The sequence below is a fragment of the Bradyrhizobium sp. Leo170 genome, assembly GCF_004296405.1.
GTDB lineage: Bacteria > Pseudomonadota > Alphaproteobacteria > Rhizobiales > Xanthobacteraceae > Bradyrhizobium.
In genome coordinates, this window is record NZ_PSRR01000118.1 from 1 (window position 1) to 21790 (window position 21790).

Annotated in this window: 19 protein-coding genes and 2 pseudogenes; 13 read left to right on the forward strand and 8 right to left on the reverse strand. The window is 62.2% G+C overall.

Going from position 1 to position 21790, the window contains the following annotated elements:
• Positions 1 to 378: 378 nt before the first annotated feature.
• The 4 genes from CWO89_RS20395 to CWO89_RS20410 all read left to right on the forward strand — a co-directional run bounded on the left by CWO89_RS20395 (position 379) and on the right by CWO89_RS20410 (position 6979).
• Positions 379 to 3624 carry a CHAT domain-containing protein gene (locus tag CWO89_RS20395; protein ID WP_165421251.1) on the forward strand — a complete coding sequence of 1082 codons (3246 nt, stop codon included), beginning with the start codon at positions 379 to 381 and terminating at the stop codon, positions 3622 to 3624.
• Positions 3625 to 3777: 153 nt separating this feature from the next.
• Entirely contained in the window at positions 3778 to 5859 is a 2082-nt protein-coding gene (locus CWO89_RS20400; RefSeq protein ID WP_130580530.1) for an FUSC family protein, read from the forward strand.
• Positions 5856 to 6053, forward strand: coding sequence for a DUF1656 domain-containing protein (locus CWO89_RS20405; RefSeq protein WP_130580531.1), 198 nt, complete (start codon positions 5856 to 5858; stop codon positions 6051 to 6053). The genes CWO89_RS20400 and CWO89_RS20405 overlap by 4 nt, the downstream gene beginning before the upstream one ends.
• Positions 6054 to 6073: 20 nt before the next feature.
• A complete protein-coding gene (locus CWO89_RS20410) occupies positions 6074 to 6979 on the forward strand; it encodes an efflux RND transporter periplasmic adaptor subunit (protein WP_130580532.1) in 906 nt (301 codons plus the stop codon).
• A gap of 3 nt (positions 6980 to 6982) precedes the next feature.
• Here CWO89_RS20410 and CWO89_RS20415 read toward each other — a convergent pair whose 3' ends face one another.
• Positions 6983 to 7900 carry a PaaI family thioesterase gene (locus CWO89_RS20415; protein WP_130580533.1) on the reverse strand — a complete coding sequence of 306 codons (918 nt, stop codon included), beginning with the start codon at positions 7898 to 7900 and terminating at the stop codon, positions 6983 to 6985.
• Between the two features lie 165 nt (positions 7901 to 8065).
• Positions 8066 to 9709, reverse strand: a pseudogene (locus CWO89_RS20420) (thiamine pyrophosphate-requiring protein); the annotation flags it as partial.
• A 350-nt stretch (positions 9710 to 10059) separates the two neighbouring features.
• On the opposite strand from CWO89_RS20420, the gene CWO89_RS20425 reads away from it, so the two are divergent.
• Positions 10060 to 11643, forward strand: coding sequence for a porin (locus CWO89_RS20425; protein ID WP_130580535.1), 1584 nt, complete (start codon positions 10060 to 10062; stop codon positions 11641 to 11643).
• A gap of 142 nt (positions 11644 to 11785) precedes the next feature.
• Here the strand turns inward: CWO89_RS20425 and CWO89_RS20430 are convergent, their stop codons facing one another.
• Positions 11786 to 12067 (reverse strand): hypothetical protein, encoded by a 282-nt coding sequence (locus tag CWO89_RS20430; RefSeq protein ID WP_130580536.1) that lies wholly within the window; start codon positions 12065 to 12067, stop codon positions 11786 to 11788.
• A 103-nt stretch (positions 12068 to 12170) separates the two neighbouring features.
• Between CWO89_RS20430 and CWO89_RS20435 the strand changes: the two genes are divergently transcribed.
• A complete protein-coding gene (locus CWO89_RS20435; protein WP_130580537.1) occupies positions 12171 to 12338 on the forward strand; it encodes a Flp family type IVb pilin in 168 nt (55 codons plus the stop codon).
• A 17-nt stretch (positions 12339 to 12355) separates the two neighbouring features.
• Here the strand turns inward: CWO89_RS20435 and CWO89_RS20440 are convergent, their stop codons facing one another.
• Together CWO89_RS20440 and ku are read right to left on the reverse strand one after the other, a co-directional pair.
• Complete coding sequence (locus CWO89_RS20440; RefSeq protein ID WP_130580538.1) at positions 12356 to 12589, reverse strand: hypothetical protein; 234 nt, start codon at positions 12587 to 12589, stop codon at positions 12356 to 12358.
• A gap of 60 nt (positions 12590 to 12649) precedes the next feature.
• Complete coding sequence (gene ku, locus CWO89_RS20445) at positions 12650 to 13609, reverse strand: non-homologous end joining protein Ku (RefSeq protein ID WP_130580539.1); 960 nt, start codon at positions 13607 to 13609, stop codon at positions 12650 to 12652.
• Positions 13610 to 13898: 289 nt separating this feature from the next.
• Between ku and CWO89_RS45985 the strand changes: the two genes are divergently transcribed.
• From CWO89_RS45985 to CWO89_RS20455, 4 genes are all read left to right on the forward strand, one after another.
• On the forward strand, positions 13899 to 14054 hold the full coding sequence (locus tag CWO89_RS45985) for a hypothetical protein (RefSeq protein WP_165421252.1): 156 nt from the start codon (positions 13899 to 13901) through the stop codon (positions 14052 to 14054).
• Positions 14055 to 14178: 124 nt separating this feature from the next.
• A complete protein-coding gene (locus CWO89_RS45990) occupies positions 14179 to 14334 on the forward strand; it encodes a hypothetical protein (protein ID WP_165421253.1) in 156 nt (51 codons plus the stop codon).
• Between the two features lie 125 nt (positions 14335 to 14459).
• Positions 14460 to 14876 (forward strand): hypothetical protein, encoded by a 417-nt coding sequence (locus tag CWO89_RS20450; RefSeq protein ID WP_130580540.1) that lies wholly within the window; start codon positions 14460 to 14462, stop codon positions 14874 to 14876.
• Positions 14877 to 15116: 240 nt separating this feature from the next.
• Positions 15117 to 16133, forward strand: coding sequence for an NAD-dependent epimerase (locus tag CWO89_RS20455; protein WP_130580541.1), 1017 nt, complete (start codon positions 15117 to 15119; stop codon positions 16131 to 16133).
• A gap of 494 nt (positions 16134 to 16627) precedes the next feature.
• Here CWO89_RS20455 and CWO89_RS20460 read toward each other — a convergent pair whose 3' ends face one another.
• Complete coding sequence (locus tag CWO89_RS20460; RefSeq protein ID WP_130580542.1) at positions 16628 to 17188, reverse strand: TetR/AcrR family transcriptional regulator; 561 nt, start codon at positions 17186 to 17188, stop codon at positions 16628 to 16630.
• Positions 17189 to 17271: 83 nt separating this feature from the next.
• On the opposite strand from CWO89_RS20460, the pseudogene CWO89_RS20465 reads away from it, so the two are divergent.
• The 3 genes and pseudogenes from CWO89_RS20465 to CWO89_RS20475 form a co-directional block, all read left to right on the forward strand.
• Positions 17272 to 18222: pseudogene (locus CWO89_RS20465) on the forward strand (aldo/keto reductase); the annotation flags it as partial.
• A gap of 322 nt (positions 18223 to 18544) precedes the next feature.
• On the forward strand, positions 18545 to 19129 hold the full coding sequence (locus tag CWO89_RS20470) for a TetR/AcrR family transcriptional regulator (RefSeq protein ID WP_130580544.1): 585 nt from the start codon (positions 18545 to 18547) through the stop codon (positions 19127 to 19129).
• Between the two features lie 135 nt (positions 19130 to 19264).
• The gene (locus CWO89_RS20475) at positions 19265 to 19849 is read left to right on the forward strand and encodes a DUF308 domain-containing protein (RefSeq protein WP_130580545.1); all 585 of its coding nucleotides are present in this window, start codon (positions 19265 to 19267) and stop codon (positions 19847 to 19849) included.
• A 185-nt stretch (positions 19850 to 20034) separates the two neighbouring features.
• On the opposite strand, the gene CWO89_RS20480 is transcribed toward CWO89_RS20475, so the two are convergent.
• Together CWO89_RS20480 and CWO89_RS20485 are read right to left on the reverse strand one after the other, a co-directional pair.
• A complete protein-coding gene (locus CWO89_RS20480; protein ID WP_130580546.1) occupies positions 20035 to 21354 on the reverse strand; it encodes a UDP-glucose dehydrogenase family protein in 1320 nt (439 codons plus the stop codon).
• 153 nt (positions 21355 to 21507) lie between these two features.
• On the reverse strand, positions 21508 to 21790 hold a 283-nt coding region (locus CWO89_RS20485), incomplete at its 5' end, for a GDP-mannose 4,6-dehydratase (RefSeq protein ID WP_207234527.1).

Consider the following 21790-nt stretch of genomic DNA (forward strand, 5'->3'; position numbering starts at 1 on the left):
GTTCGTCTTTCGCAACAACTGCGTCCACCGCATCTCACCGCAACGTTCGTGACGATCGCGAGCCGCCCCTCATCTTGGGTGAGACGCGCGGGGTTAAATCACTGATTTGCCCGACGACGGAAGCGGAATGTTTTTCGCGTGGGGACTGGACCGGGCAAATCACGTTGAAATGTCTAGGAAATTTGACATGCGCGCGATCGCGTTTCGGGGCACGCGGCAGTGTCATCTCGCCTTGTTCGATTGAGCCGAGTATGTGCCGAGGGTTTTGCACCCTACAACGACACCGCCGTGCGGAGCAGGGCTCGGCTTCCGCCTTGCTCTGGCCCCAGAGGGTGGCGATGTCAGATGCTTTGCAAAAGTGAATTGGAGCGGTGGGGCATGCGAGCAGGCCGAACGTTGATCGCCCGGTTTATCGTCGCTTTATTCCTTGCAGGCATGGTTACGTTGCCTTGCGGGGCAGGCGAGCAGGAAATGCTGGCGCTGATGCAACGCATCACGGCGCTCGCCAAGGAGGGGCGATACAGCGAAGCCCTGCCGCTGGCAAGAAAGCTGACAAGCGAGGCTGAAAAGACCACCGGTCGACAGTCGCTTTTGACGGCGACAACCCTTGTCGTGCTGGCGCAGGCTCTGCAGGCCCAGGGCGAGATGACCGAAGCCGAAACCGCATTGAAAAGAGCCCTTGCCATCCGCGAGAAGGCTCTTGGTCCAAATCATCCCGATGTCGCGGCAGTCCTTGCCACCCTCGGCCAGATCGCCTTCAGCCAGAACCGACTGGACGACGCCGAGCGCAATGCCTCGCGCGCGATCGCCATCAACGAAAGCGCCCTGGGCCGCGACAATCTCAACACCGCGATGGCGCGCATGCAGCTTGGCAATGTGCGTCACCGTCAATTGAGAGAGGCGGAGGCGCTCGAGATTTACAGCCAGGCGCTTGAAGTCTTCAAGCGCGCATCGGGACAGGCCGACATCATGGTCCCGGTGGTCCTGAACAACATCGCGGAGGTCTACAAGGCGCAAGGCCGGTTGCAGCTTGCCGAGGAACGGTTCCTTGAAGCGCTCGGTCTCCAGGAACAGCGCCACGGCCGTGACAGCGTCTATCTCGCCTCGACGCTCAACAATCTCGGAGAACTCAGGCGCCTGCAGGGGCGGCTTTCCGACGCCGAGCAACTGGCACGGCGCACATTGGCCATCAGGGAAAAGGCGCTCGGCAGCGATCATGCCGACGTCGCCGCCAGCCTCAACAATCTCGCGATCGTTCTTTCTCGGGAGGGCAGGGCCCAGGAGGCCGAAACCCTGCTGGTTCGCGCCCTTGCCATTCAGGAAAAGGCATTCGGACCTGATCACCCGAATGTGGCGACGACGTTAAACAATCTCGCTGACGCAAAGGCCTATGCCGGTCGCAAGAAGGAGGCCGAGCAATTGTTCCGCCGCTCCCTGGCGATCCGCGAAAAGAGCCTCGGTGCGAACCATGTCGATATCGCCGTCTCGCTCGACAATCTCGTCACGTTGATTGGCGACGATTCGCGCTACGCGGAGGCGGAGGCCTTGGCGCGCCGGTCGCTTTCGATACGCGAGGCAGCGCTTGGCAAGGTCCACCCGCTGGTTGCGAGCAGCCTCAACAATCTTGCTGTCATCATGGACAGCACCGGCAGGTCCCAGGATGCCGAGCCGCTCCTGAAGCGGGCGCTGGACATCCGCCTGAATACACTTGGCGAGGTGCACCCGGACGTCGCCAACAGCTTCAACAACCTCGGGGCGCATTACTTGGACGCCAGTGATTGGCAGCGGGCCTATGATGCGTTTGCGCGCGCTTCCACGATATTGATCAACCGCAGCGCTGGCGAAGCCAATGCGGCGCAAACCACCGCCGATCTGAAATTCCATGACAACACAAATCCGTTCCCCGGCATGATCGTTGCCGCCTACCAGCTCGCAGGCGCGGCTGATGGCGACAAGGCGACGACGTTGCGATCTCGGGCCTTCGAGACCGCGCAGTGGATCGGGGACGAACAGGCGGCAAAGGCCGTCAGCGGAATGTCGGCGCGGATCGCGGCGGGCAGCGGAGATCTGTCGGCTCGGGTTCGCCTGCGACAGGACCTGAGCGAGCAGGCGCTAGCGACGGACAGACTATTGATCTCGGCCATTTCACAGCCGAATGCAGCGCGCAATCAGGAGACGGAGCAGGCGATCCGTGGCCAGGCGACGCGCATTGCAAGCCAGATCGAAGCGCTCGATCGCGAGATAACGGCTCAATTTCCGGAATACGCGGCGCTCGTGGCCCGGACATCGATTTCTCTTGAAGAGGTTCGAAAAGCGCTGGGCCCGAAGGAGGCGCTGCTGCTGTTCACTACGACGTCGCGCTTTACCTTCGTGTGGACCGTCACGGCGTCCGATGTCCGTTGGCACGCCGCACCGATCGGCGCGAAGCAGGTGGCGGAGACGGTCAGCATTTTGCGCTGTGGCGTTGATTACGAAGCGTGGATGGATGCGAGCCGCGCCTGCGCCGAAAAGCTCGGAATGGATCGCCCGCCGAGCGATCAATTGCCGTTCGATCTGGACCGGGCGTTCGGGCTTTACCAGGCGCTGCTTCAGCCGGTTGAGAAGGACATTGAAGGCAAGGAGCTCATTCTCGTTCCATCCGGCCCGCTGGCGACGCTGCCCTTCCAGCTCCTGCTGACGGACAAGCCTGCATCTGACGGCGCTCGGCGGGATCTCGCCAAGCAGCCCTGGCTGGTTAAACGGTTTGCGACGACCGTCTTGCCGTCGGTCTCGAGCCTGAAAGCGCTGCGCCAGGTCGCGCAACGGAGCAAGGCGTCCAAGCCGTTCATAGGTTTTGGCAATCCGCTGTTGAATGGAGACGGTCAGAGCGACTGGGTTGTCGACCGCGTCAAGCAGGCGCGGCTTCATCAGACTTGCGCAGAAGGCGCGGAGCCACGAACAAGCCTGGTAGTTCAAAGAGGGCACCGGTCGGCCGTCGTCCTTTCCGGCGGCACGGCGGACATCGAACAACTCAGGCATCTCGTGCCGCTGCCCGAAACCGCGCTCGAACTGTGCGCCGTGGCGAACAGCTTTGCGCCTGCGAAGGGCGAGGTTTACCTGGGCAATGAGGCGACCGAAGCAAAGGTGAAGTCGCTCAGCGAAAGCGGACGGCTGGAACAGTTTCGCATTCTTCACTTTGCAACGCACGCAGCGCTGGCCGGTCAGGTCCGCGGCTCGATCGAGCCGGGGCTGATCCTGACGCCGCCCGCTGCCGCTACGCAGGCCGACGACGGCTATCTCACATCGTCGGAGATTTCCGCGCTCAAGCTCGACGCCGACTGGGTCGTGCTCTCAGCCTGCAACACGGCCGGCGGCGAAGCAGCGAACTCGGAAGCCTTTTCCGGTCTGGCGAGAGCGTTCTTCTACGCAGGCACGCGTGCCCTCCTGGTCTCGCACTGGCCGGTCAATTCGGAGGCCGCCGTCGCCATCACGACGGGCGCAATCGGTGTTATGACGTCGCAGCCTAACACCGTCCGCGCCGAGGCGCTTCGCCGCTCGATTTCGGCACTGGTCGCCAAGGGGGGCGACAATGCTCATCCCAGCGTCTGGGCGCCCTTTGTGCTCGTCGGAAACGGTGCCCCATAGCGCGTCAATCCCCGGCCAGGAGGACGAGGCTCGGTTGGGAACACCGCGAATACGTCACAACCGCGGCCGACCGTGGGAACTTGGTCGCCTGATCTGCTTTGAGAAGGCGAGGTCGCACGGCTGTGTCGAAGGCCGCCTCACGGGTGGGGGACCATGATCGCGATCATCCGCGGATTTTCCTGGCGGGACGGGCTGTTCTCGGTCAAGTCCTTCGCCGCTGCCGTGCTGGCGCTGTACATCGCATTTCAATTGGACTTGTCGCAACCGAGTTGGAGCATCACGACGGTCTACGTTGTGTCCCAGCCGCTGGCCGGGATGGTGCTCGCCAAATCGCTCTACCGGGTGCTCGGGACTGTGATCGGCGCGGTCGCGTCGCTGGTCCTGGTTGCGCTGTTCTCCAATGCGCCGGAGCTGTTCTGTCTGGCGCTGGCGCTCTGGATCGGTGCGGGCACGGCCGTTTCGATCTATCTGCGCGATGCACCGCAGGCCTATGTCGGCATGCTCTCCGGCTATTCGGCCGCCATCATCGGCCTTCCCGCGGCGCTCGCTCCGGAGACCGCCTTTGACTTTGCCGTGGCGCGCTGCCTGGAAATCATCCTCGGAATCGCCTGCGCGACGCTGGTCCACCACCTCGTGTTTCCGCAGCGCGCCGGCGCTGCCCTGGTCGATGCGCTGTCATCGACGCTGCCGACCATGGCCCGCTGGGCCGGAGACAGGCTGTCGGCAGACTCCGTCGAAGCCGAAATTCAGACGGACCGGCGCCGCATGATCGCTGCCGTCGTCGGCCTGGAGCAGTTGCGCGTCTTCGCCAACCTGGATACGCCGGCGGTCAGGGCGATGGACAGTTTGGTCCGCCTGTTCGAAGCCAAGCTGCTATCGCTGCTGTCGCATCTCGTTTCGGTTCATGACCGGATATTGCTGCTGCGGCAACGCGACCCGCAGCGGATCGAGCGGCTGCGACCGCTTCTGCAGATGACGAAGGCGCATATCGCCGCCTGGACCGGACCGGCGACGCCGGATGACTCGTGGCGGGAAGCAGGCGATGGGACGAGAATCCAGGCAGAGATCGACGCCGCACAGCCGTCGCGGCAGGAGCTTGAAAGCACACCGAACGCCTTCCTGGTCCGCAACATCCTGCTGCGGTTGCAGGACATCATCGATATCTGGCGCCATACGGTCTGGATCCGGACGCATATGGGCCTGGGAGTGCTGCCCCCAGAGCGCGAAGCCGCGCCGTCCTTTCAGCCCTATCGCGAGCCGGCGCTCGCGCTGACCGGTGGCGTTGTCGCCGCGTTGACGATCGTCCTGGCCAGCCTGTTCTGGATCTATTCGGCGTGGCCCAATGGTGCCACCGCCGTCACCTTCGCCGGCATCATGTGCGCGATCATGGGCGCGCGTGACAACCCGGCCGCCGGCGCGCTGATGTTTTTTCGCATGACGGCCGTCGCCGCCGTCATCTCCGCGGCCTACCTGTTCGTGCTGTTGCCGAGGCTCGATACGTTTGCCGCGCTGGTGGTCGCGCTTGCGCCATTGTACCTCGTTTGCGGGCTGCTGCTGACGGTCCCTCAGGCCGTTCCGATGGTGATACCCTTGATCTTCGTCGCGGGCGGCCTGATCGGCATCTCCAACCAGATGACCTACGACTTCGAGGCGTTCGCCAACAACGCGCTGGGCTACCTGGTCGGCATCGGCTTCGGCGCGGTCTCGCTGGCGCTGTTCCGTCCGTTTGGACGAGAAGTGGCGGCCACCCGCATGATCCGTGGCTTGCTGCGTGATCTGGCCCGCGTTGCGACAACCGCAACGCCCGAGACCCGTACTGCGTATGAGAGCCGGACATTCGATCGCATCAATGCGCTGCTGGCACAGCTCGACCCCGAAACGCCACGCTACGGCCAATCCGTGCAAGGTGGCTTTGCCGCGCTACGCGTCGGGTTGAACATCCTTATCCTGCGACGGGAACTGCCGCACGTGCCCCCCGATGTGGCGCGTTCGATCGAGGGGGCATTGGCAGGATTATCCGGTGCGTTTCGGGCGTCCTTGTCCGGACGCGCTTCTGCGTCTGTCGCACCTCTGCTCGAGTCGGCGCGCAACCGCGCGCTCTCGGCCGAGGGCGATCTGCTGATCGTTGCCGATGCGCTCTATGGGATCCAGACCACCATCGAGCAGCATGGGGGCTTCTTCTTTGGCGATCGGCGCCTTTCGTCCCGGCCGGTGAGCGAGGCGGCAACCGCATGATCAAGGAGATCAATCTGGGCGGCGTCTACGTCTCCCCGTTTCTTGCCTATATGGGGGCTGCCGCGGTCATCTGGGTGCTGATGCGGCTCGTATTCGACCGGATTGGCCTTTATCGTGTTGTCTGGCATCCGGCGCTGTTCAATACGGCGCTCTACCTCATTCTGCTCACATTGGTCGTCGGCGTGAGCATGTGAGATATTGGTGAGCTGTTGCCATGCCGAGTCTCGGACGCTTTGCGCAATACGCGGTGACGATCGCGACCGTCGCGGTGGCGATCGCTGCAGGGTGGTGGTTGTGGCGGCTGTACGAGGAGACGCCGTGGACGCGCGATGGTCGGGTGCGGGCCAACGTCGTCAACGTCGCTCCCGATGTCGCGGGTGCGGTGATCGACCTGCGCGTCAAGGACAACCAGCAGGTCAAGGTCGGAGATATTCTCTTCGTCGTCGATCCGGCGCGCTATCAGCTCGCGCTCGAGGAGGCGGAGGCCACAGCCGCGGGAGCCAAGGCGACGCTCGACGAACGGCAGGAGGAACAAGATCGCCGCGAGAAGCTCAGTGTCGATGCGATCTCGGCCGAAGCCCTCAATCAGGCACGAAGCGCCACGCTTGCGGCCCGTGCCGCTTACGACGAGGCGATGGCGCAGGTGGGCGTCGCCAAGCTCAATCTCGCGCGAACCAATGTGCGCTCGCCCGTCAACGGCCACGTCACCAATCTGCTTCTCAACCGCGGCGACTACGTCACGGCGGGAAAGCCGGTCCTTGCCGTCGTCGACCAGGATTCCTTCTACATCGCCGGCTATTTCGAGGAAACCAAGCTGCGCTACATCAACCTGGGAGATGCCGTTTCCGTCCGATTGCTCGGATTCGACGCTCCGCTCAAGGGGCATGTCGAAAGCGTCGCTCGCGCGATCACGGATCGGGAAAATGTCATCGGCACGGATCTGATCGCCAACGTCAACCCGACATTCAGTTGGGTGCGTTTGGCGCAGCGGATTCCCGTCCGCATCGCCATCGACGACGTGCCGGACGGCGTCACCTTGAGTGCCGGAATGACCGCGACGCTGCAGGTCACTGGGCCGGGCCCTCAACCCGATGCGGCGGTTTCGGTTTCGAGCAAGTAAGGCCTAGTCGTCATCGAGGCCAGGTGATCGCCGCAGCATGAAATGACCGAACGCCGAGGCGATCGGCTTGGCCGGGTCATCCTGCCAGGCCCGCGCCTCGAACGCGACGACGCGCCGGCCCTGCTTGACGATGGAGACGTTGGCGTGGCTGTCGAGGGCGCGGCCGGAGCGCAGATAATTGATCGTCAGGCCGATCGGCTTCGGCGGCGCCGAAACGCCGAGCTCGCGCGTCACGCCCACGACCGCGGCGGTCTCGAGGAAGGCGCCGGTCATGCCGCCATGGATGGCGGGCAAGAGTGGATTGCCGATGATCTTCGGCGAGAAAGGCATCACCAGCGTGCCGTCCTCACCGAGGCGGATGCCGAGACACTGCGCGAACGGGCTGGCTGCGAACGGGCTCGTGGGATCATCCGGTGCTTCGAGCACGGGCAGCGCGGCGTCATTGCGCAGCTTGTCGAACAGCATGTTGGTGCGGTTCGCGCCGACCATGAAGCAGGCGGTCGCGGTGGCCACCGGATCGTCTTCGGACTCCTGATAGGCGGTCGCGCGCACGAAGGCGATGGAGCGGGTGACGCGATAGCAGATCGAATGCGCGTTGATATCGAGACCTGGGGTCGCGGGCTTCTGGTAATCGATGCGCAGATCGAGCGTGGCGATGGCGCGCGTGCCGTCCAGCGCGAGCTGCACGGCCATGCCGCAGCTCTCGTCGAGCATGGCGGTAACCACGCCGCCATGCAGAACGCCGGTCTGCGTGTCGCCGACAAAGACCGGCCGATAGGGCAGGCGTGACCAGGCTTCGCCGGGCGCGGCGCGATCGAGCTGCAGGCCGCTGATCTGTCCGTAGGTGGAGCGGCGCCGTTTGATGGCCTCCGCCAGTTCGTCGAACGGTAGCGGCGTATTGAACGTCGATGTCTGGGACATGCCGACGTCTTAAACCACTGCGGCTCAGCTTGCGATCAGAATCGTAGGGTGGGCAAAGCCAACGGGTCGCGCGAACGCGCGCCCGATGACAGGCTCCGCGCGCCCACCATCTCTTGCACCGACCGTGGATGGTGGGCACGCTGCGCTTTGCCCACCCTACAGGATCTACGTGCCCGGCCTCGAGACTTCGGTTTCCTTGCTGGTGATGAATTCGAGCAGAACCGGGATGCCTTCCTTGGTCTTCTGGATGCCGCGCTTGATCGCCGGCACGATGTCCTCAGGCTTGGTCACCCGCTCGCCGTAACCGCCGAAGGCGCGCGCCATCGCGGCGTAGTCGCCGGAAATGTCGGTCGAGCGGTATTTCTCGGTCGAGATCGGCATCACCTTCAATTCGATCGCCATCGAGAAATTGTTGAGCAGGATCGACATGATCGGGATGCGCTCGCGCACCGCGGTCTCGAAATCCATGCCGGTGAAGCCGATGGCGGCATCGCCCCAGACATTGATGCAGAGCTTGTCCGGCATCGCGAGCTTGGCGCCCATCGCAAGCCCGAGCCCGTAGCCGAGCTGCGTGGTCTTGCCCCAGCCGAGATAGGAGAGGGGCTCGACCGACTTCCAGAACGGCGAGAGCTGGTCGCGCGGGCTGCCGGCATCGTGGGTGATGATGGTGTTGCTGACATCGACGGTGTGCTGCAGGTCCCACAGCACGCGGTAGGGATTGAGCGGCGCCTCGTTATGGGTGAGCTTCGGCATCCATTTCGCAAGCCACTCGTCGTTGATGGCGGCGATCTCGGCGGCGACCGCGCTGGTATCGCGATCCGACGTGACGGTCTTGCCGATCTCGTCGAGCAGCGCATCGAGCACGAGCGCGGCGTCGCCGACCAGGCCGACCTTGGCCTCGACATCCTTGTTCAGATGATTGGGGTCGAGGGTCGAATGGATGATGGTCTTGCCCTTCGGCATCGCGATGCCGAAGCTCGTCTCCGTGAACGAGCAGCCGATGCCGAAGATCACGTCGGCATCAGTGAGGAATTTCGGCACCGCGCGCGGCACAGCTAACCCGCCCGAGCCGAGCGACAGCGGATGCGTCTCCGGAAATGACGATTTGCCGCCGAGGCTCGTGGTGACGGGAATGGCGAGGCGTTCGGCAAGGCGCTTCAGTTGCGGCCAGGCGCGGGCATAATGCACGCCCTGGCCGGCATAGATCACGGGACGCTTGGCGTTGATCAGGAGTTCGGCGGCTTCCTTCACATGCACGGGATCGGCGCCGTAGCGGGTGCGCAGCACCGGCGTGTAGTTCAAGGGCTCCGGCACCTCCTCGTTCCACATATCGGCGGGGATTTCGACGATGACCGGGCCGCCGCGACCGTTCTTCAATTTGGTGAAGGCGCGGCGGAAGATGTTGCACACTTCGGAGGCGAGAATGATCGGCTCTGACGATTTCGTGAACGCCTTCATCGCCTGGCTGGAATTGAAGTTCGGCTCGATGTTCGCCAGCCGGCGCGGATAGCCCATCGGCAGCACCAGCACCGGCACCGACTCGCCGAAGCATTGCGCCACCCCGCCCATCGCATTTTCCGAGCCGGGGCCGTGCTGCATGCAGAACGCGCCGATGCTGCGGCCGGACGTGACGCGGGAGATCGCGTCCGCCATGTGCACGCCGATGCGCTCCTGCCGCACCATGATAGGGCGGATATCGGCGTTCGCGGCGTGCTCAATCAGATGATTGACGGGATAGCCGCAGAGAATCTCGATCCCCTCGCGCTTCATGATTTCCGCAATCGCCGTGCCGAGCTTCATGGCCGTGTCTCTCCCTTGGGTCGCGGCCGGTTCATCCGACCGCTTTGCAACAGAGGATCAGGATTTCGCGGGCGCGTAAAGCATGCGTCGTGCGCATCTCGGGGCTGCAGTTATGCGTTTCGCGATGCGGAGGGGCGCGATGCGCGAATGGCCGATCAAAAGTTTGTGCTGGCACATCTGATCTGCGCGACGCGAATACGATTATTCGATGAGCCTCGAAGCGTAAGAGTGACGAAAACGTCACAGCGCCTCGCCAACAGCATCGACCTCACCGCGTTGTTATTCGCGCCGGAAGTTTTTGAATTAGGTAACGCCTCAAACATGCGTGTGCATGTTGAGGGACCAGGAGATTTGATCAGATGTTACGGGCGCGAACACTCATTCTCGGCACAGCCGCCGGCCTGATGGCCATAAGCGGCGCGCAAGCAGCCGATCTTCCAGTCAAGGCAAAGGCCGTTGAATATGTGAAGGTCTGCTCGCTATACGGCGCCGGCTTCTGGTACATCCCGGGCACCGACACCTGCATGAAGATCGGCGGCTATCTGCGCGTCGACACGACATTCAACGGCGGTCCGCAGGGCCAGCCGGCCTGGAACGGCGATCTCGGCCAGGACAACCGCTATCGCGACTACTTCGCGACCCGCGCGCGTATGGCGCTGACATTCGACACGCGCACCTCCACCGAGTACGGCACGGTTCGCACCTTCATGCAGGGCGACTTCCAGTTCTCCACGCTCGGCGGCAGCACCTTCAACCCGAACTCGATCAACGGCTCGCTCCCGGTTGCTGGCGCGCAGCTCCTCGACACGCCCGGCGGCGGCTATGTCGCAGTCGAGTATATCTTCATTCAGTTTGCCGGTTTCACGTTTGGTAAGTCTTCTTCGGCCTATGCGACGCCGTGGCAGGGCTTCCCAGGCAACAACTCGTCCTTCCTGATGGGCGGCCAGAACACCGACACCGGTGTCAACAACATCCAGTACACGGCGCAGTTCGGCAACGGCGTGTCCGCCAGCATCGGCCTCGACGATCCGGCGGTCTGGGACCGCACCACGATCTACAACCTTTCGCTGCCGCTGAACGCGACGCTGAATTCCGGCAACGCCTATGCGGGCGTTCGTTCGCCTGACGTCGTCGGCAATGTCCGCCTCGACCAGGCTTGGGGTCTGTTCCAGATTTCAGCCGCGGCGCATGAAGTGAGCGCGTCCTACAATACGCTCAACGCGGCTGGCGCTCCGGCGGGCGGCGTCGGTCTTCCGGGCGCGGCGCCGACCGCGGCATCCGAGCTTTCCGGGCATCCCGACGACTCCTGGGGTTACGCGACGATGGTCGGCGTGAACATCAAGAACGTCCCGACCGGCCCCGGCGACGACATCAAGTTCGATGCGAGCTACGCCAAGGGCGCGACCAAATACGTGATCGCGACATCGTCGGCCTCGCCGAGCTTTGCGATGTTCGGTGGCAGCGGCGCTTTCGGCGCGTATCAGAGCATCGGCTTCGGCGCGACCACTGACGCTGTGTACCTGCCGGTGGCAGCCGGCGGCGACGGATCGCTGCATCTGACCGAGGCCTTCGGCATCCGCGGTGCGTTGAACCACAACTGGGATCCCTACTGGTCGACCAGCTTCTACGGCAGCTATTCGGCGGTCCGGTATGACGGCACGGCCAAGGCGTTCATCTGCGCGAACTTCACGACGCCCGCCAAGGCGGTCAGCGCGAATTACGTCTGCAACCCCGACTTCAACGTGTCGCAACTCGGTGCCGTCACCCGCTGGACCCCGGTCAAGAACCTGACGTTCTCGGCTGAATTCCAGTGGTTCCACCTCGACCAGAAATTCCAGGGCACGGCCGTCCTTGGAGCTTCTGCCCCCAAGCCGGCTGCGACTTACGAGTTCAAGGACCAGGATACGTTCTTCCTGCAGCTTCGCGCCCAGCGCAACTTCTGATCGCCCTCGCCTTGCGCTTTGCGAGGAAACGGCGACGAAGCAATCCGGCGTCTTCCTCCGGATTGCTTCGCGCCACCTGTCAGCGGGTCAGCCGTCGTGGCGGCCCGCTGATTTGCTTGACGATCGAGGCGGACGATGGAGATCATCTCGCTTCGACGCGTCGATTGAACACCGCCGCCACCAGCCGTTGGAGATATCGGCGCATTTGGCGATCGTTCGCGGTTCGCAGCTCGCCCACCATGCGCGGCTCGTCGGTCTCCTCGTAGAGAACGCCGATGTAATTCCTGCGTGTTTCTCGCGTTTCTTGGGGCATGTGCTTCCTCCGCGGCAGTACCGACGCCAACTGTCCGAGGTGGCGCGCAACGTCTGGTAAATTTTCCGCACCGTATGAATACCGGCGCAATCCACGCATGGCCTTAATCAATCGTTCATCCTGTCCGTCAAGGCGGCATCAACCAGTCAGCTTTTAGGTTGCGGCCGAGACGCGAGGCGGGAGAAACCCGTGCGAGGTGTCGGCGGGGATTTTGATGCGCCAGTTGATTTCAAGTTTTTTCAGCGATGAGCGCGGGGCAACCGCGATCGAATATTGCCTCGTTGCCTGCAGCATCAGCATCGTGATCGTCGCCGCGGTCACCAGCCTTGGCGAAAACGTCAGGCTGCTTTTTGTGCGGGTTCGCGACGGCTTCCCGCAGTAATAGCATGCCCGTGGCCGTCAGCCGGCCTCGTCTTCGTTGAGCGCCCGCAGCACCGCGATCCGCGCGAACATCAGCCAACCGCCGCCGCTCTCGGCGGCATGGATCAGATTCTCGACCGCGGTTTGCCAACGCTCGCGTTGCTGCACCGGCTCGGACAGCTTCATGATGTAGTCGGCGGCGTGCTGGAGCGTCACCAGCTTGCGGCCGCCGCGCAGGACGATCGGCTGCTCGAAAGGCGTCGACCACGGCATATCAGCTTGCCGCCTGCCGCGTCGTTATCATTGCATGAGACCGCCGGGCCGCTTCCCCGCCTATCCGGCCTTCTTGGCCCGGGTCGGCGCGCGCACGGGCTTTTCCGCCTTCTTCGGCTCTTCCTTGGCGGCACGCTTGCCGGCGCCGGTGCCGCTTCCGGCGATCGGCAACAGCATTTCGCGCTGGCCCTCGACCCGCTTCTTCGGCTTCTTGCCTTTTGCTTTAGTGGGGGCGGGCGCCTGCTGCTCATTGGCAAGGCTGCGCTTGAGCGCGTCCATCAGGTTGATGACGTTGCCGGTCGATTTCGGCGCGGGCTTCGCCACGGGCAGGCCGTTGCGTTTCTGGTTGATCAACTCTATCAGCGCGGATTCGTAGCGGTCGTCGAACTCCTCGGGGTCGAAGTCGGCCGACTTCTGCTCGACGATGTGCTTGGCGAGATCGAGCATGTCCTTGGTGATCTTCACGTCCTGTACGTCGTCGAAATATTCCTTCTCGTCACGGACCTCGTAGGGGTAGCGCAGCAGCGTCCCCATCAGGCCCTTGCCGAGCGGCTCCAGCGCGATGACATGCTCGCGGTTGGTCAGCACCACGCGGCCGATCGCGACTTTGTTCAGGCTGCGGATGGTCTCGCGGATCACCGCGAACGCGTCGTGGCCGACCTTGCCGTCCGGGATGAGGTAATAGGGGCGGATCAGATAGCGGCTATCGATATCGGCCTTCGGCACGAATTCATCGATCTCGATGGTACGGGTCGATTCCAGGGCGATGTCGTCGAGCTCGTCCTTGGTGATCTCGATGTAGGTGTCGGTATCGACCTTGTAGCCCTTCATGATGTCTTCGGCGGCAACTTCCTCGCCGGTCTCGGCATCGACCTTGGCGTATTTGATGCGATGCCCGGTCTTGCGATTGACCTGGTTGAAGGAGACCTTTTCGGTGTCTGACGTGGCCGGGTAGAGCGCGACCGGGCAGGTCACGAGCGACAGCCGCAGAAAACCCTTCCAGTTGGCGCGGGGGGCCATGGGGATACTCCGAAGACGCAACAGACGGGAGGCAGAAGATACCACCGCGGAACCGGGTTTCAAACATGGCCAAACGGTGAACCTGCCAATGACGGTTAACCGCTGATCGCCCGCATGGTTCTTGCGGATTTCTTGCGGGCCCCCATGCGACGCGTTGGCCTGTTCCGCTCGCCGCCAAATCCTCAGGAACATCGCTTCCGACCATGAGTTGCGCCTGGGGACGGGACATCCAGGCATTAGCCGGCAGTTGTAGGCAGTTAACTGCTAACTGAATGGAATGAGGTGGCGCATGGCAACGACACACCGAGATGGCCGGATTGTTGAAACCACGACCGAGGCGCGCCAGGCCGAAGCAGGACCCACCGTGGCCGCGCTGTTGTCGATTTCGACCGGGCTCGCGGTTCTGATCCTTGGCGTGATCTGGTTCGCATTCTTCCGCACCTAGGAGACGGCGCGCGACACGTGTCGCCCGCACAAGGTCTCTGGAACGTGGCGGTCGGGGAGCGTCACCAGTTTATCGAATTTGCGCCGTAGAAGTCGGATCTGAAGGTTCCCACCGCAGATCCGGCATGCTCTCCCCACCAGAAAAAGTTTCGCTTTTGAGGCGGGTGAAGGAGCACGGTTTCTCCGGCGCGTTCGTGGCCATAGCGCTGCTGGCCATGGCAGGCTGGGTCTATCTGCTGGGTTCGCTGTTCCTGAAATTGATGCTCTGGTGTTTCTCTTGAATGGCGGGCCGCATCCCTATGGCCGATCGCCGCGGGGTGCGACGGACGCAACTTTACCGTTCCTTAACTAAGAAGGGGCGACTTTTGGGCGTTGCCCCGTAACGGTCCGGACCGGACGAACGCAGATGTTTCAGCTCTTCTTGCGATCCCGAGCGCAGAACTTCATCAAGGCCCGGCTGGGGATCGATGAGGGGTTTCGCGCGCGTTCGCCCGAGCGCGACGCCGAGACCGACCGGCTGCGCGTGGGATCCATCGTGGCCGCGATCGACAATGCGTTGCAGGCGGCGGAAAGCGAACAGAGCGGCCTGAGCCGCCGTGTCGACGATGTCCTGGCGCGCGCCGCCGTGACGCTCGGCAACGGCACCGACGAGTATCTGGAGCGCGAGCCGCTCGACAATTATCACCACGACTTGTTCGACGCCGAGATCGCCAACGGGCAGCGCCGCCTGACGGAACTCGCTGCGGCGATCTCGCATTTCAAGTTCATGAAGGCCGCCGTGCTGAGCCGGTTTCCGGACTACAAGACGGCTGCTAGCAACTAGAGCGTTTTCGAGCGAAGTGGACGCCGGTTCGCGCGAAGAAAAACGCGTCAAAACAAGAATCTAGAGCTTCGGTTCTGATTTAATCAGAACCGAAGCTCTAGGGCAGGCACCCAAAAGCGGACAACCGCTCGCGTCCATCAAGCATAATTGGCCGGTCGGTTCCGCTGAAGCCTTCACAGCGACGCATTATCCGGCGATCATGGCGCTGCTGGGTGTTATGGCGCGAAGGATGGAAAAGCGGTGTCTGCAGACGATTTGCTGGTTACGGGTTGCGCGGGGTTCATCGGCCTTCATCTGACGCAACGATTGCTGGCGGCCGGCCAGCGCGTCATCGGCATCGACAATCTGAACGACTATTACGATCCGGCGCTCAAGCTCGCCCGCCTCGACCTCATCAAGGAGCATCCGAACTTCACTTTCCGGAAGCTCGATCTCGCCGACCGCTCCGGCATGAAGGCGCTGTTCGAGCAGTACCGTTTTCCGGTGGTGGTCCATCTGGCGGCGCAGGCGGGCGTCAGGTATTCGCTGCAGAATCCTCACGCCTATACCGACTCCAACCTGGAGGGCTTCATCAACATCCTGGAAGGCTGCCGGCATAATGGTTGCCGGCATCTCTTGTTCGCGTCGTCTTCCTCGGTCTACGGGGCCAACACCAAGCTACCGTTCTCCGTGCGCGACAATGTCGATCATCCGATCAGCCTCTATGCCGCGACCAAGAAAGCGAATGAGCTGATCGCCCATTCCTACAGCCACCTCTACGGCATCCCGATGACCGGGCTTCGCTTCTTCACCGTGTATGGCCCCTGGTATCGGCCCGACATGGCGCTCTATCTCTTTGCGCGCGCGATCAGCGAGGGCAAGCCGATCAACCTGTTCAATAACGGCAACATGCGGCGCGATTTCACCTATGTCGACGACGTCGTCGAGGCGATGACGCGGCTCGTCGATCACGTGCCGCAGGGCGATCCGGACTGGTCGGGCGACGAGCCCAATCCGAGCTCGAGCACGGCGCCATGGCGCATCTACAATATCGGCAACAACAAGCCGGAAGAATTGATGCACGTGGTCACGCTGCTGGAGAAGGGGCTTGGCCGCGAGGCCCAGAAGGTGCTGCTGCCCATGCAGCCCGGCGACGTGCCCGCAACCTTTGCGGATGTCGACGACCTTGCGCGCGAGATCGGCTTTCGGCCGCATACAAGGATCGAGGATGGCGTCGAGAAGTTCATCGCCTGGTTTCGCGACTATCATCGCGTGTGACGGATAGCTTCGGTTTGCATTGCCGCCGTCATAACGGCGTACCGTCAGCCGTCGTAAGATCGTCTCTGATCAATATCGAGGCAGCCGCCTGCACATGAAGTCAGGCGCCTGAACAATGTTTCAGCGCCGCGATCATGATGTCGTCACAACCGGCACATGAAAATATTGTCAGAACGAGATATATTGTCGGCAAGCATATTGGACTGATGTCATGTTTTCCGCGTTGATTTTGCTTGTCACCTTTTCAGTCGGCGTTCTGCTGGGATATGCGGCGCGCGACTGGCGCTCGCGGAAACGTCGGGCGCACTATCTGCTGTACGCGCCTTATGGGATTCGAGGCTCTTCCGAGAAGCCTTCCGTCGCTGAAGCATCACCACGTGCGAAGACGCGTGATCGCGCTGACGCTTGATCCCGGATTGATGCCAACCCAGTCGAGCGGTTGAAAGGTGGTCCGTCGCCGGACTTATCGTGATGCCGCTTCGTGACCGGGAGAGCTATTCTTCGGCACCCAAGCCGCGGAAGATAAGCGCGAGAACTCTCTTTGTCTGCGCTTTCCCGTCCGAGGTCGGTGAAATTCGCAATAGCAATCCCAAAAGCGTCAAGACATCTTCAGGCTCGGCGCCTGGACGTATGTCGCCCGAGCCTTCGCAGGCCTCCATCAACCGGCGAACCGCCTCCACCAGAGGTCGGTAGGTTTCCTGAAAGTCCTGATCCGATATTGCTGCCCGAAGCGTGTCAGCAACGCCATGCTTCACCTCACCAAACCGAACAAACCGATCGCACCACAATCGGAAAGCCTGCAGCGGAGGATGCTTTGTAAGCAGCTTCGGCGCGAGCTCCACAAGCGCACCAATTTCCTTGCGATAGACGCCCACCAGCAAGGCCTCGCGGGTCGGAAAGTGACGGTAGAGCGTGCCCGCGCCGACTCCAGCTATCTTCGCGATGGAGTTGAGGGACGTGCCCGGGTCAGCAGCAAACGCATCGCGCGCCACGTCCAGAATACGGTCACGGTTCGCCTGTGCGTCGGCGCGCAGTTTTGCCTCAAGGTCGGCCATCACACCTCTTGACTAAGCGGAGAACTCTCCGGTAATCCGTAAACCGGAGAGCTATCCACTTAGCTACCCGTCGAGGAGGTCGCGTGCAATACATAAAGCTTGGTCACTCAGGCCTTGAAGTTTCCCCCATCTGCATCGGCTGCATGGGCTTTGGAGACCCTTCCCGTGGCCATCCGGCCTGGTCGCTCGATGAGGAAGCCAGCCGCCCGCTGATCCGGCACGCGGTTGAAGCCGGGATCAACTTCTTCGACACTGCAAACTTGTATTCGAATGGAAATAGCGAGGAGATCCTGGGGAAAGCGCTGAAGGATTTCGTCAGTCGGGATAGTGTGGTCATCGCCACCAAGCTATCTGCGCCGACGCGTAATGGCCCCAACGCCATCGGCTTGTCACGCAAGGCGATCATGACCGAGGTCGACCATAGCCTGAGGCGGCTCGGCACCGACTATATCGATCTCTACCAGATCCATCGCCGCGATCAGACCACCCCGTGGGAAGAAACGCTTGAGGCGCTCCACGATCTCGTGAAGATCGGAAAAGTGCGCTATCTCGGCGCCTCCTCAATGATGGCATGGGAGTTCAGCAAGGCGTTGCATCTGCAGAGGGCAAACGGATGGACGCGGTTTGTGTCGATGCAGGACAATTATAACTTGCTCGTCCGCGAGGAAGAGCGCGAGATGCTGCCGCTCTGCGCCGACGAAGGCGTGCAGACAATCATCTATAGCCCGCTTGCGCGCGGCCGCTTGGCTCGACCGTGGGGCGCGATCAGTTCCCGTTCGGAAGCCGAACCCGCGGGCGCCGAGCAAAACGCGGCGACTGCGGAAAGCGATCGGAAAATCGTCGAGGCGGCGGCAGCAATTGCAGCGGAACGGGGCATCGGCCAAGCGCAGATCGCATTGGCCTGGCTGCGTCGCAATCCCGTCGTTGCGGCGCCAATCGTGGGTGCGCTCAAGGCCAAGCATATCGACGACGCGATCGCGGCGCTCTCGATAACCTTGACGGACGACGAGGCTGCCGAACTAGAGGCCCCTTACACCGCCCGTCGGGACCATCAGGGTGTGTCTAACCCGGCCGTCCTGGCCCGTAGTGCAGAGGCCGTAAGCGGGTTCAGGAAGTCCGTCCCTGACATCAAAGCCGAACCTCGGTGATCTCCGTACGGGAGCCTTGAGGCCGTCACCCTATCGAGAACGCCTTCTGCAGCCTCAAGGATTTTCGCCGTGTCGTCACCCGCTACGGCGAGCCCGCTGCCAATCTCCTCTCGGCTGCTGGCGATATCTGGGTTGGTCGCCGAAGCCGAACCTTTTGGTTGGCCCGTTAGTGCTTGACGATCTACCGACTAGAAGGCAGGGTAGCGTTATGAGTAATCCTTCAACGACTGCCGACGACATCCTGGCTTGCGCGCGCTCTCTCATAATTGCCGGAGGGTACCACGGCTTCAGCTATGCGGACGTTGCGAACGTGGTGGGAATCCGGAAACCAAGCATCCACCATCATTTTCCCAGCAAGGTGGACCTCGTTCGCACGTTGGTTGCTCGTTATCGCGAAGAGGCTCGAGCAGGAATTGCCCATCTCGAACGGAATATCTCAGATCCGATCGAACTACTCCGCAGTTATACCGCGTACTGGGAAGCCTGCATCACTAACGCGAGCGCCCCCTTTTGCGTTTGCGCGCTGCTCGCGAGTGAGCTTCCTGTCTTGCCGGAAGAGGTCGCAATCGAAGTCAGAGCGCATTTTCGCTGGTTGTCGAATTGGCTTGCCTCAGTGCTCGAGCGTGGCTCGCAGCAGGGACGCTTGCAACTCGTGACAACGCCGCACGTGGAGGCCGAAACGTTCATGGCAACTGTCCACGGCGCGATGTTGTCCGCACGAGCGTATGGCGATCCAAAGACGTTCGGGACGATTCTCAATCCATTGCTGGACCGACTTTCCGCGCGGCGTTGACGATGCAGGTCTACCTTTTCTGAGAAGCGATCGGACGGCGAGCGGCGCACCGTCTCGAGCTAAGTGTCAAACTGCGCCGCGCAATCTACCAACTAGTAGGTATAGAAAACTGTCTACTAGTCCAGAGGAGAGCAGATGACAGTCCGCGCAGCACACTCCGCCCTCAGCAAGCAAGAGCAATGGCTGAAGGTCTACTACTTTGCCCGAACCGCATTCTCCGCAGCCTGGGTGGCTGCGGCGTTCACGGTCGGACAACAGTCCTCGTCGATCGCAGCGATCCTTCTCCTGACCTATCCTGCGTGGGACGCGGCGGCCAATTATGTCGACGCATCGCGCAGCGGCGGATTGGGTGAGAATCGCACGCAGGCTCTGAATGTCCTCGTGAGTTTTGTGACGACGGTAGCGGTCTTTCTGGCTTTGCGGATGAGCATGAACTGCGTGGTCGGGGTTTTCGGTGCGTGGGCGCTTCTTTCTGGACTGCTCCAACTTGGCACCGCAGTCCGGCGGTGGAAGAGTTATGGCGCACAATGGGCAATGGTGCTTAGTGGCGGCCAGTCAGCCGTGGCGGGCGGTTTCTTCATCGCGCAGGCTCGGCTGCCGACGCCGCCGTCAATCGCCAACTTGGCGGGCTATGCTGCCGTGGGTGCCTTTTACTTGTTGATTTCGGCGGTGTGGCTGACCGTGACCGGACTGCGCCGCAAGTCCCCGCGGACCTCCTAAAGCGCGACGAGATGAAGATGAATCGTCATCGCGCTTTAGGTTATTGTTTGAGCATGATCTCCGCGCAAACGCTTCGCGTTTGTCGCGAGGGAAACCCGCTTCACACTTTTCCGGATCATGCTCTAACAAACGGACGAGCAGTGGCAACTGCGTTCACCCGCAGATTCAAACAGAGCCATCACGCTTTAGCTCGCCGACGGCGTCGGTCTGCCCACGCTTTCGTACTTGAATCCGTGAGCGATGACGTCGCTCGGCCGATAGACGTTGCGGAGGTCGATGATGGCCGGATTGGCCATCTTCTGCTTCAAGCCGTCCAGATCGAGTGCGCGGAATTGCTCCCACTCGGTCACGATCACCAGCGCGTCGGCGCCCTCGGCGCAACTATACGGGCCGTCACAATAGGTGACGTTGGACAGTTCGGAGCGGGCCTGTTCGATGCCTTCCGGATCATAGGCCCTGATCTTTGCCCCCAGATCCTGCAAGGCCGTGATCAGCGGGATCGATGGCGACTCCCGCATGTCGTCGGTGTTGGGCTTGAAGGTCAGGCCGAGCAGCGCGACGATCTTGCCGCGCAGCGACCCGCCAAGCACCGAGACGACCTTGCGCGCCATCGCGCGCTTGCGGTTTTCATTCACGGCCAGCACCGCTTCGACGATGCGGATCGGCGCTTCATAGTCCTGTGCCGTCTTGATCAGGGCACGCGTGTCCTTCGGAAAGCACGATCCGCCGAAACCGGGGCCGGCATGGAGGAACTTGGTGCCGATGCGATTATCAAGGCCGATGCCGCGCGCGACCTCCTGCACATCGGCGCCGACTTTCTCGGCAAGATCGGCGATTTCGTTGATGAAGGTGATCTTGGTCGCGAGAAAGGCGTTCGCGGCGTATTTGATCAGTTCCGCGGTGCGGCGGCCGGTGAACATCAGCGGCGCCTGATTGAGGTAGAGCGGACGATAGATCTCGGAGATGGCCTTTCTGGCCCGCTCGTCGTCCGTGCCGGCGACGATCCGGTCGGGATGCTTGAAATCCCTGATAGCTGCGCCCTCGCGCAGGAACTCGGGATTGGAGGCGACCACGACGTCGGCGTCGGGATTGGCTTCGCGAATAAGTCGCTCGACCTCGTCGCCGGTCCCGACCGGAACCGTCGATTTGGTGATCACCACCGTGAAATCCTTGAGGCTGGCCGCGATCTCGCGCGCCGCCGCGTAGACATAGCTGAGGTCCGCGTGACCATCGCCCCGCCGCGACGGGGTTCCGACCGCTATGAAAACGGCGTCGGAATGGGAGACGGGATCGGCGAGGTCGGTCGTGAACGACAGCCGTCCGGACCGCGCGTTGGTTTCCACCAGCCGATCAAGGTCCGGTTCGAAGATCGGAATCTCTCCCCGCTTGAGTGCCGCGATCTTCTCCGCATTCTTGTCGACGCAGGTGACTTGATGCCCGAAGTCCGCAAAGCACGCGCCAGAGACCAAGCCGACGTAACCCGTGCCCACCATCGTTATTCGCATATCGGATCCTGAAAGCTCTTCTTAAGTGGATCGCCTACTGCAAGGCGCATGTGGATGCGTCACGCTGTGACTTGAACGGTCATAGCTGAACCATTTCCATGATGACCAAATGACGGTCAAAGGCAATCCCCAGCCCGTTTGCGGGGTTTGGGCCTATCCCAGCCCGATGCGGGCGCGTTGGTAGCCTCGATCGAGGATGGCCTGCCACCAGGGACGATTGTCACAAAACCAACGCGCCGTTTTCGCAATGCCGCTCTCGAAATTCTCTTCCGCGCGCCAGCCGAGATCGCGTTCCAGCTTGGAGGCATCGATGGCATAGCGGCGGTCGTGGCCGGGGCGGTCGGCGACGAAGGTGATCAGGTCGCGGCGGGCGCCTTGTGCGCGCGGTGCGATCTCGTCGAGGAGATCGCAGATGGTTTCGACCACATGCAGGTTG

Coding starts and splice junctions, on each gene's coding strand:
- CWO89_RS20395 (WP_165421251.1), top strand. CDS start 379: ATGCGAGCAGGCCGAACGTTGATCGCCCGGTTTATCGTCGCTTTATTC.
- CWO89_RS20400 (WP_130580530.1), top strand. CDS start 3,778: ATGATCGCGATCATCCGCGGATTTTCCTGGCGGGACGGGCTGTTCTCG.
- CWO89_RS20405 (WP_130580531.1), top strand. CDS start 5,856: ATGATCAAGGAGATCAATCTGGGCGGCGTCTACGTCTCCCCGTTTCTT.
- CWO89_RS20410 (WP_130580532.1), top strand. CDS start 6,074: ATGCCGAGTCTCGGACGCTTTGCGCAATACGCGGTGACGATCGCGACC.
- CWO89_RS20415 (WP_130580533.1), bottom strand. CDS start 7,900: ATGTCCCAGACATCGACGTTCAATACGCCGCTACCGTTCGACGAACTG.
- CWO89_RS20425 (WP_130580535.1), top strand. CDS start 10,060: ATGTTACGGGCGCGAACACTCATTCTCGGCACAGCCGCCGGCCTGATG.
- CWO89_RS20435 (WP_130580537.1), top strand. CDS start 12,171: ATGCGCCAGTTGATTTCAAGTTTTTTCAGCGATGAGCGCGGGGCAACC.
- CWO89_RS20440 (WP_130580538.1), bottom strand. CDS start 12,589: ATGCCGTGGTCGACGCCTTTCGAGCAGCCGATCGTCCTGCGCGGCGGC.
- ku (WP_130580539.1), bottom strand. CDS start 13,609: ATGGCCCCCCGCGCCAACTGGAAGGGTTTTCTGCGGCTGTCGCTCGTG.
- CWO89_RS45985 (WP_165421252.1), top strand. CDS start 13,899: ATGGCAACGACACACCGAGATGGCCGGATTGTTGAAACCACGACCGAG.
- CWO89_RS45990 (WP_165421253.1), top strand. CDS start 14,179: ATGCTCTCCCCACCAGAAAAAGTTTCGCTTTTGAGGCGGGTGAAGGAG.
- CWO89_RS20450 (WP_130580540.1), top strand. CDS start 14,460: ATGTTTCAGCTCTTCTTGCGATCCCGAGCGCAGAACTTCATCAAGGCC.
- CWO89_RS20460 (WP_130580542.1), bottom strand. CDS start 17,188: ATGGCCGACCTTGAGGCAAAACTGCGCGCCGACGCACAGGCGAACCGT.
- CWO89_RS20470 (WP_130580544.1), top strand. CDS start 18,545: ATGAGTAATCCTTCAACGACTGCCGACGACATCCTGGCTTGCGCGCGC.
- CWO89_RS20475 (WP_130580545.1), top strand. CDS start 19,265: ATGACAGTCCGCGCAGCACACTCCGCCCTCAGCAAGCAAGAGCAATGG.
- CWO89_RS20480 (WP_130580546.1), bottom strand. CDS start 21,354: ATGCGAATAACGATGGTGGGCACGGGTTACGTCGGCTTGGTCTCTGGC.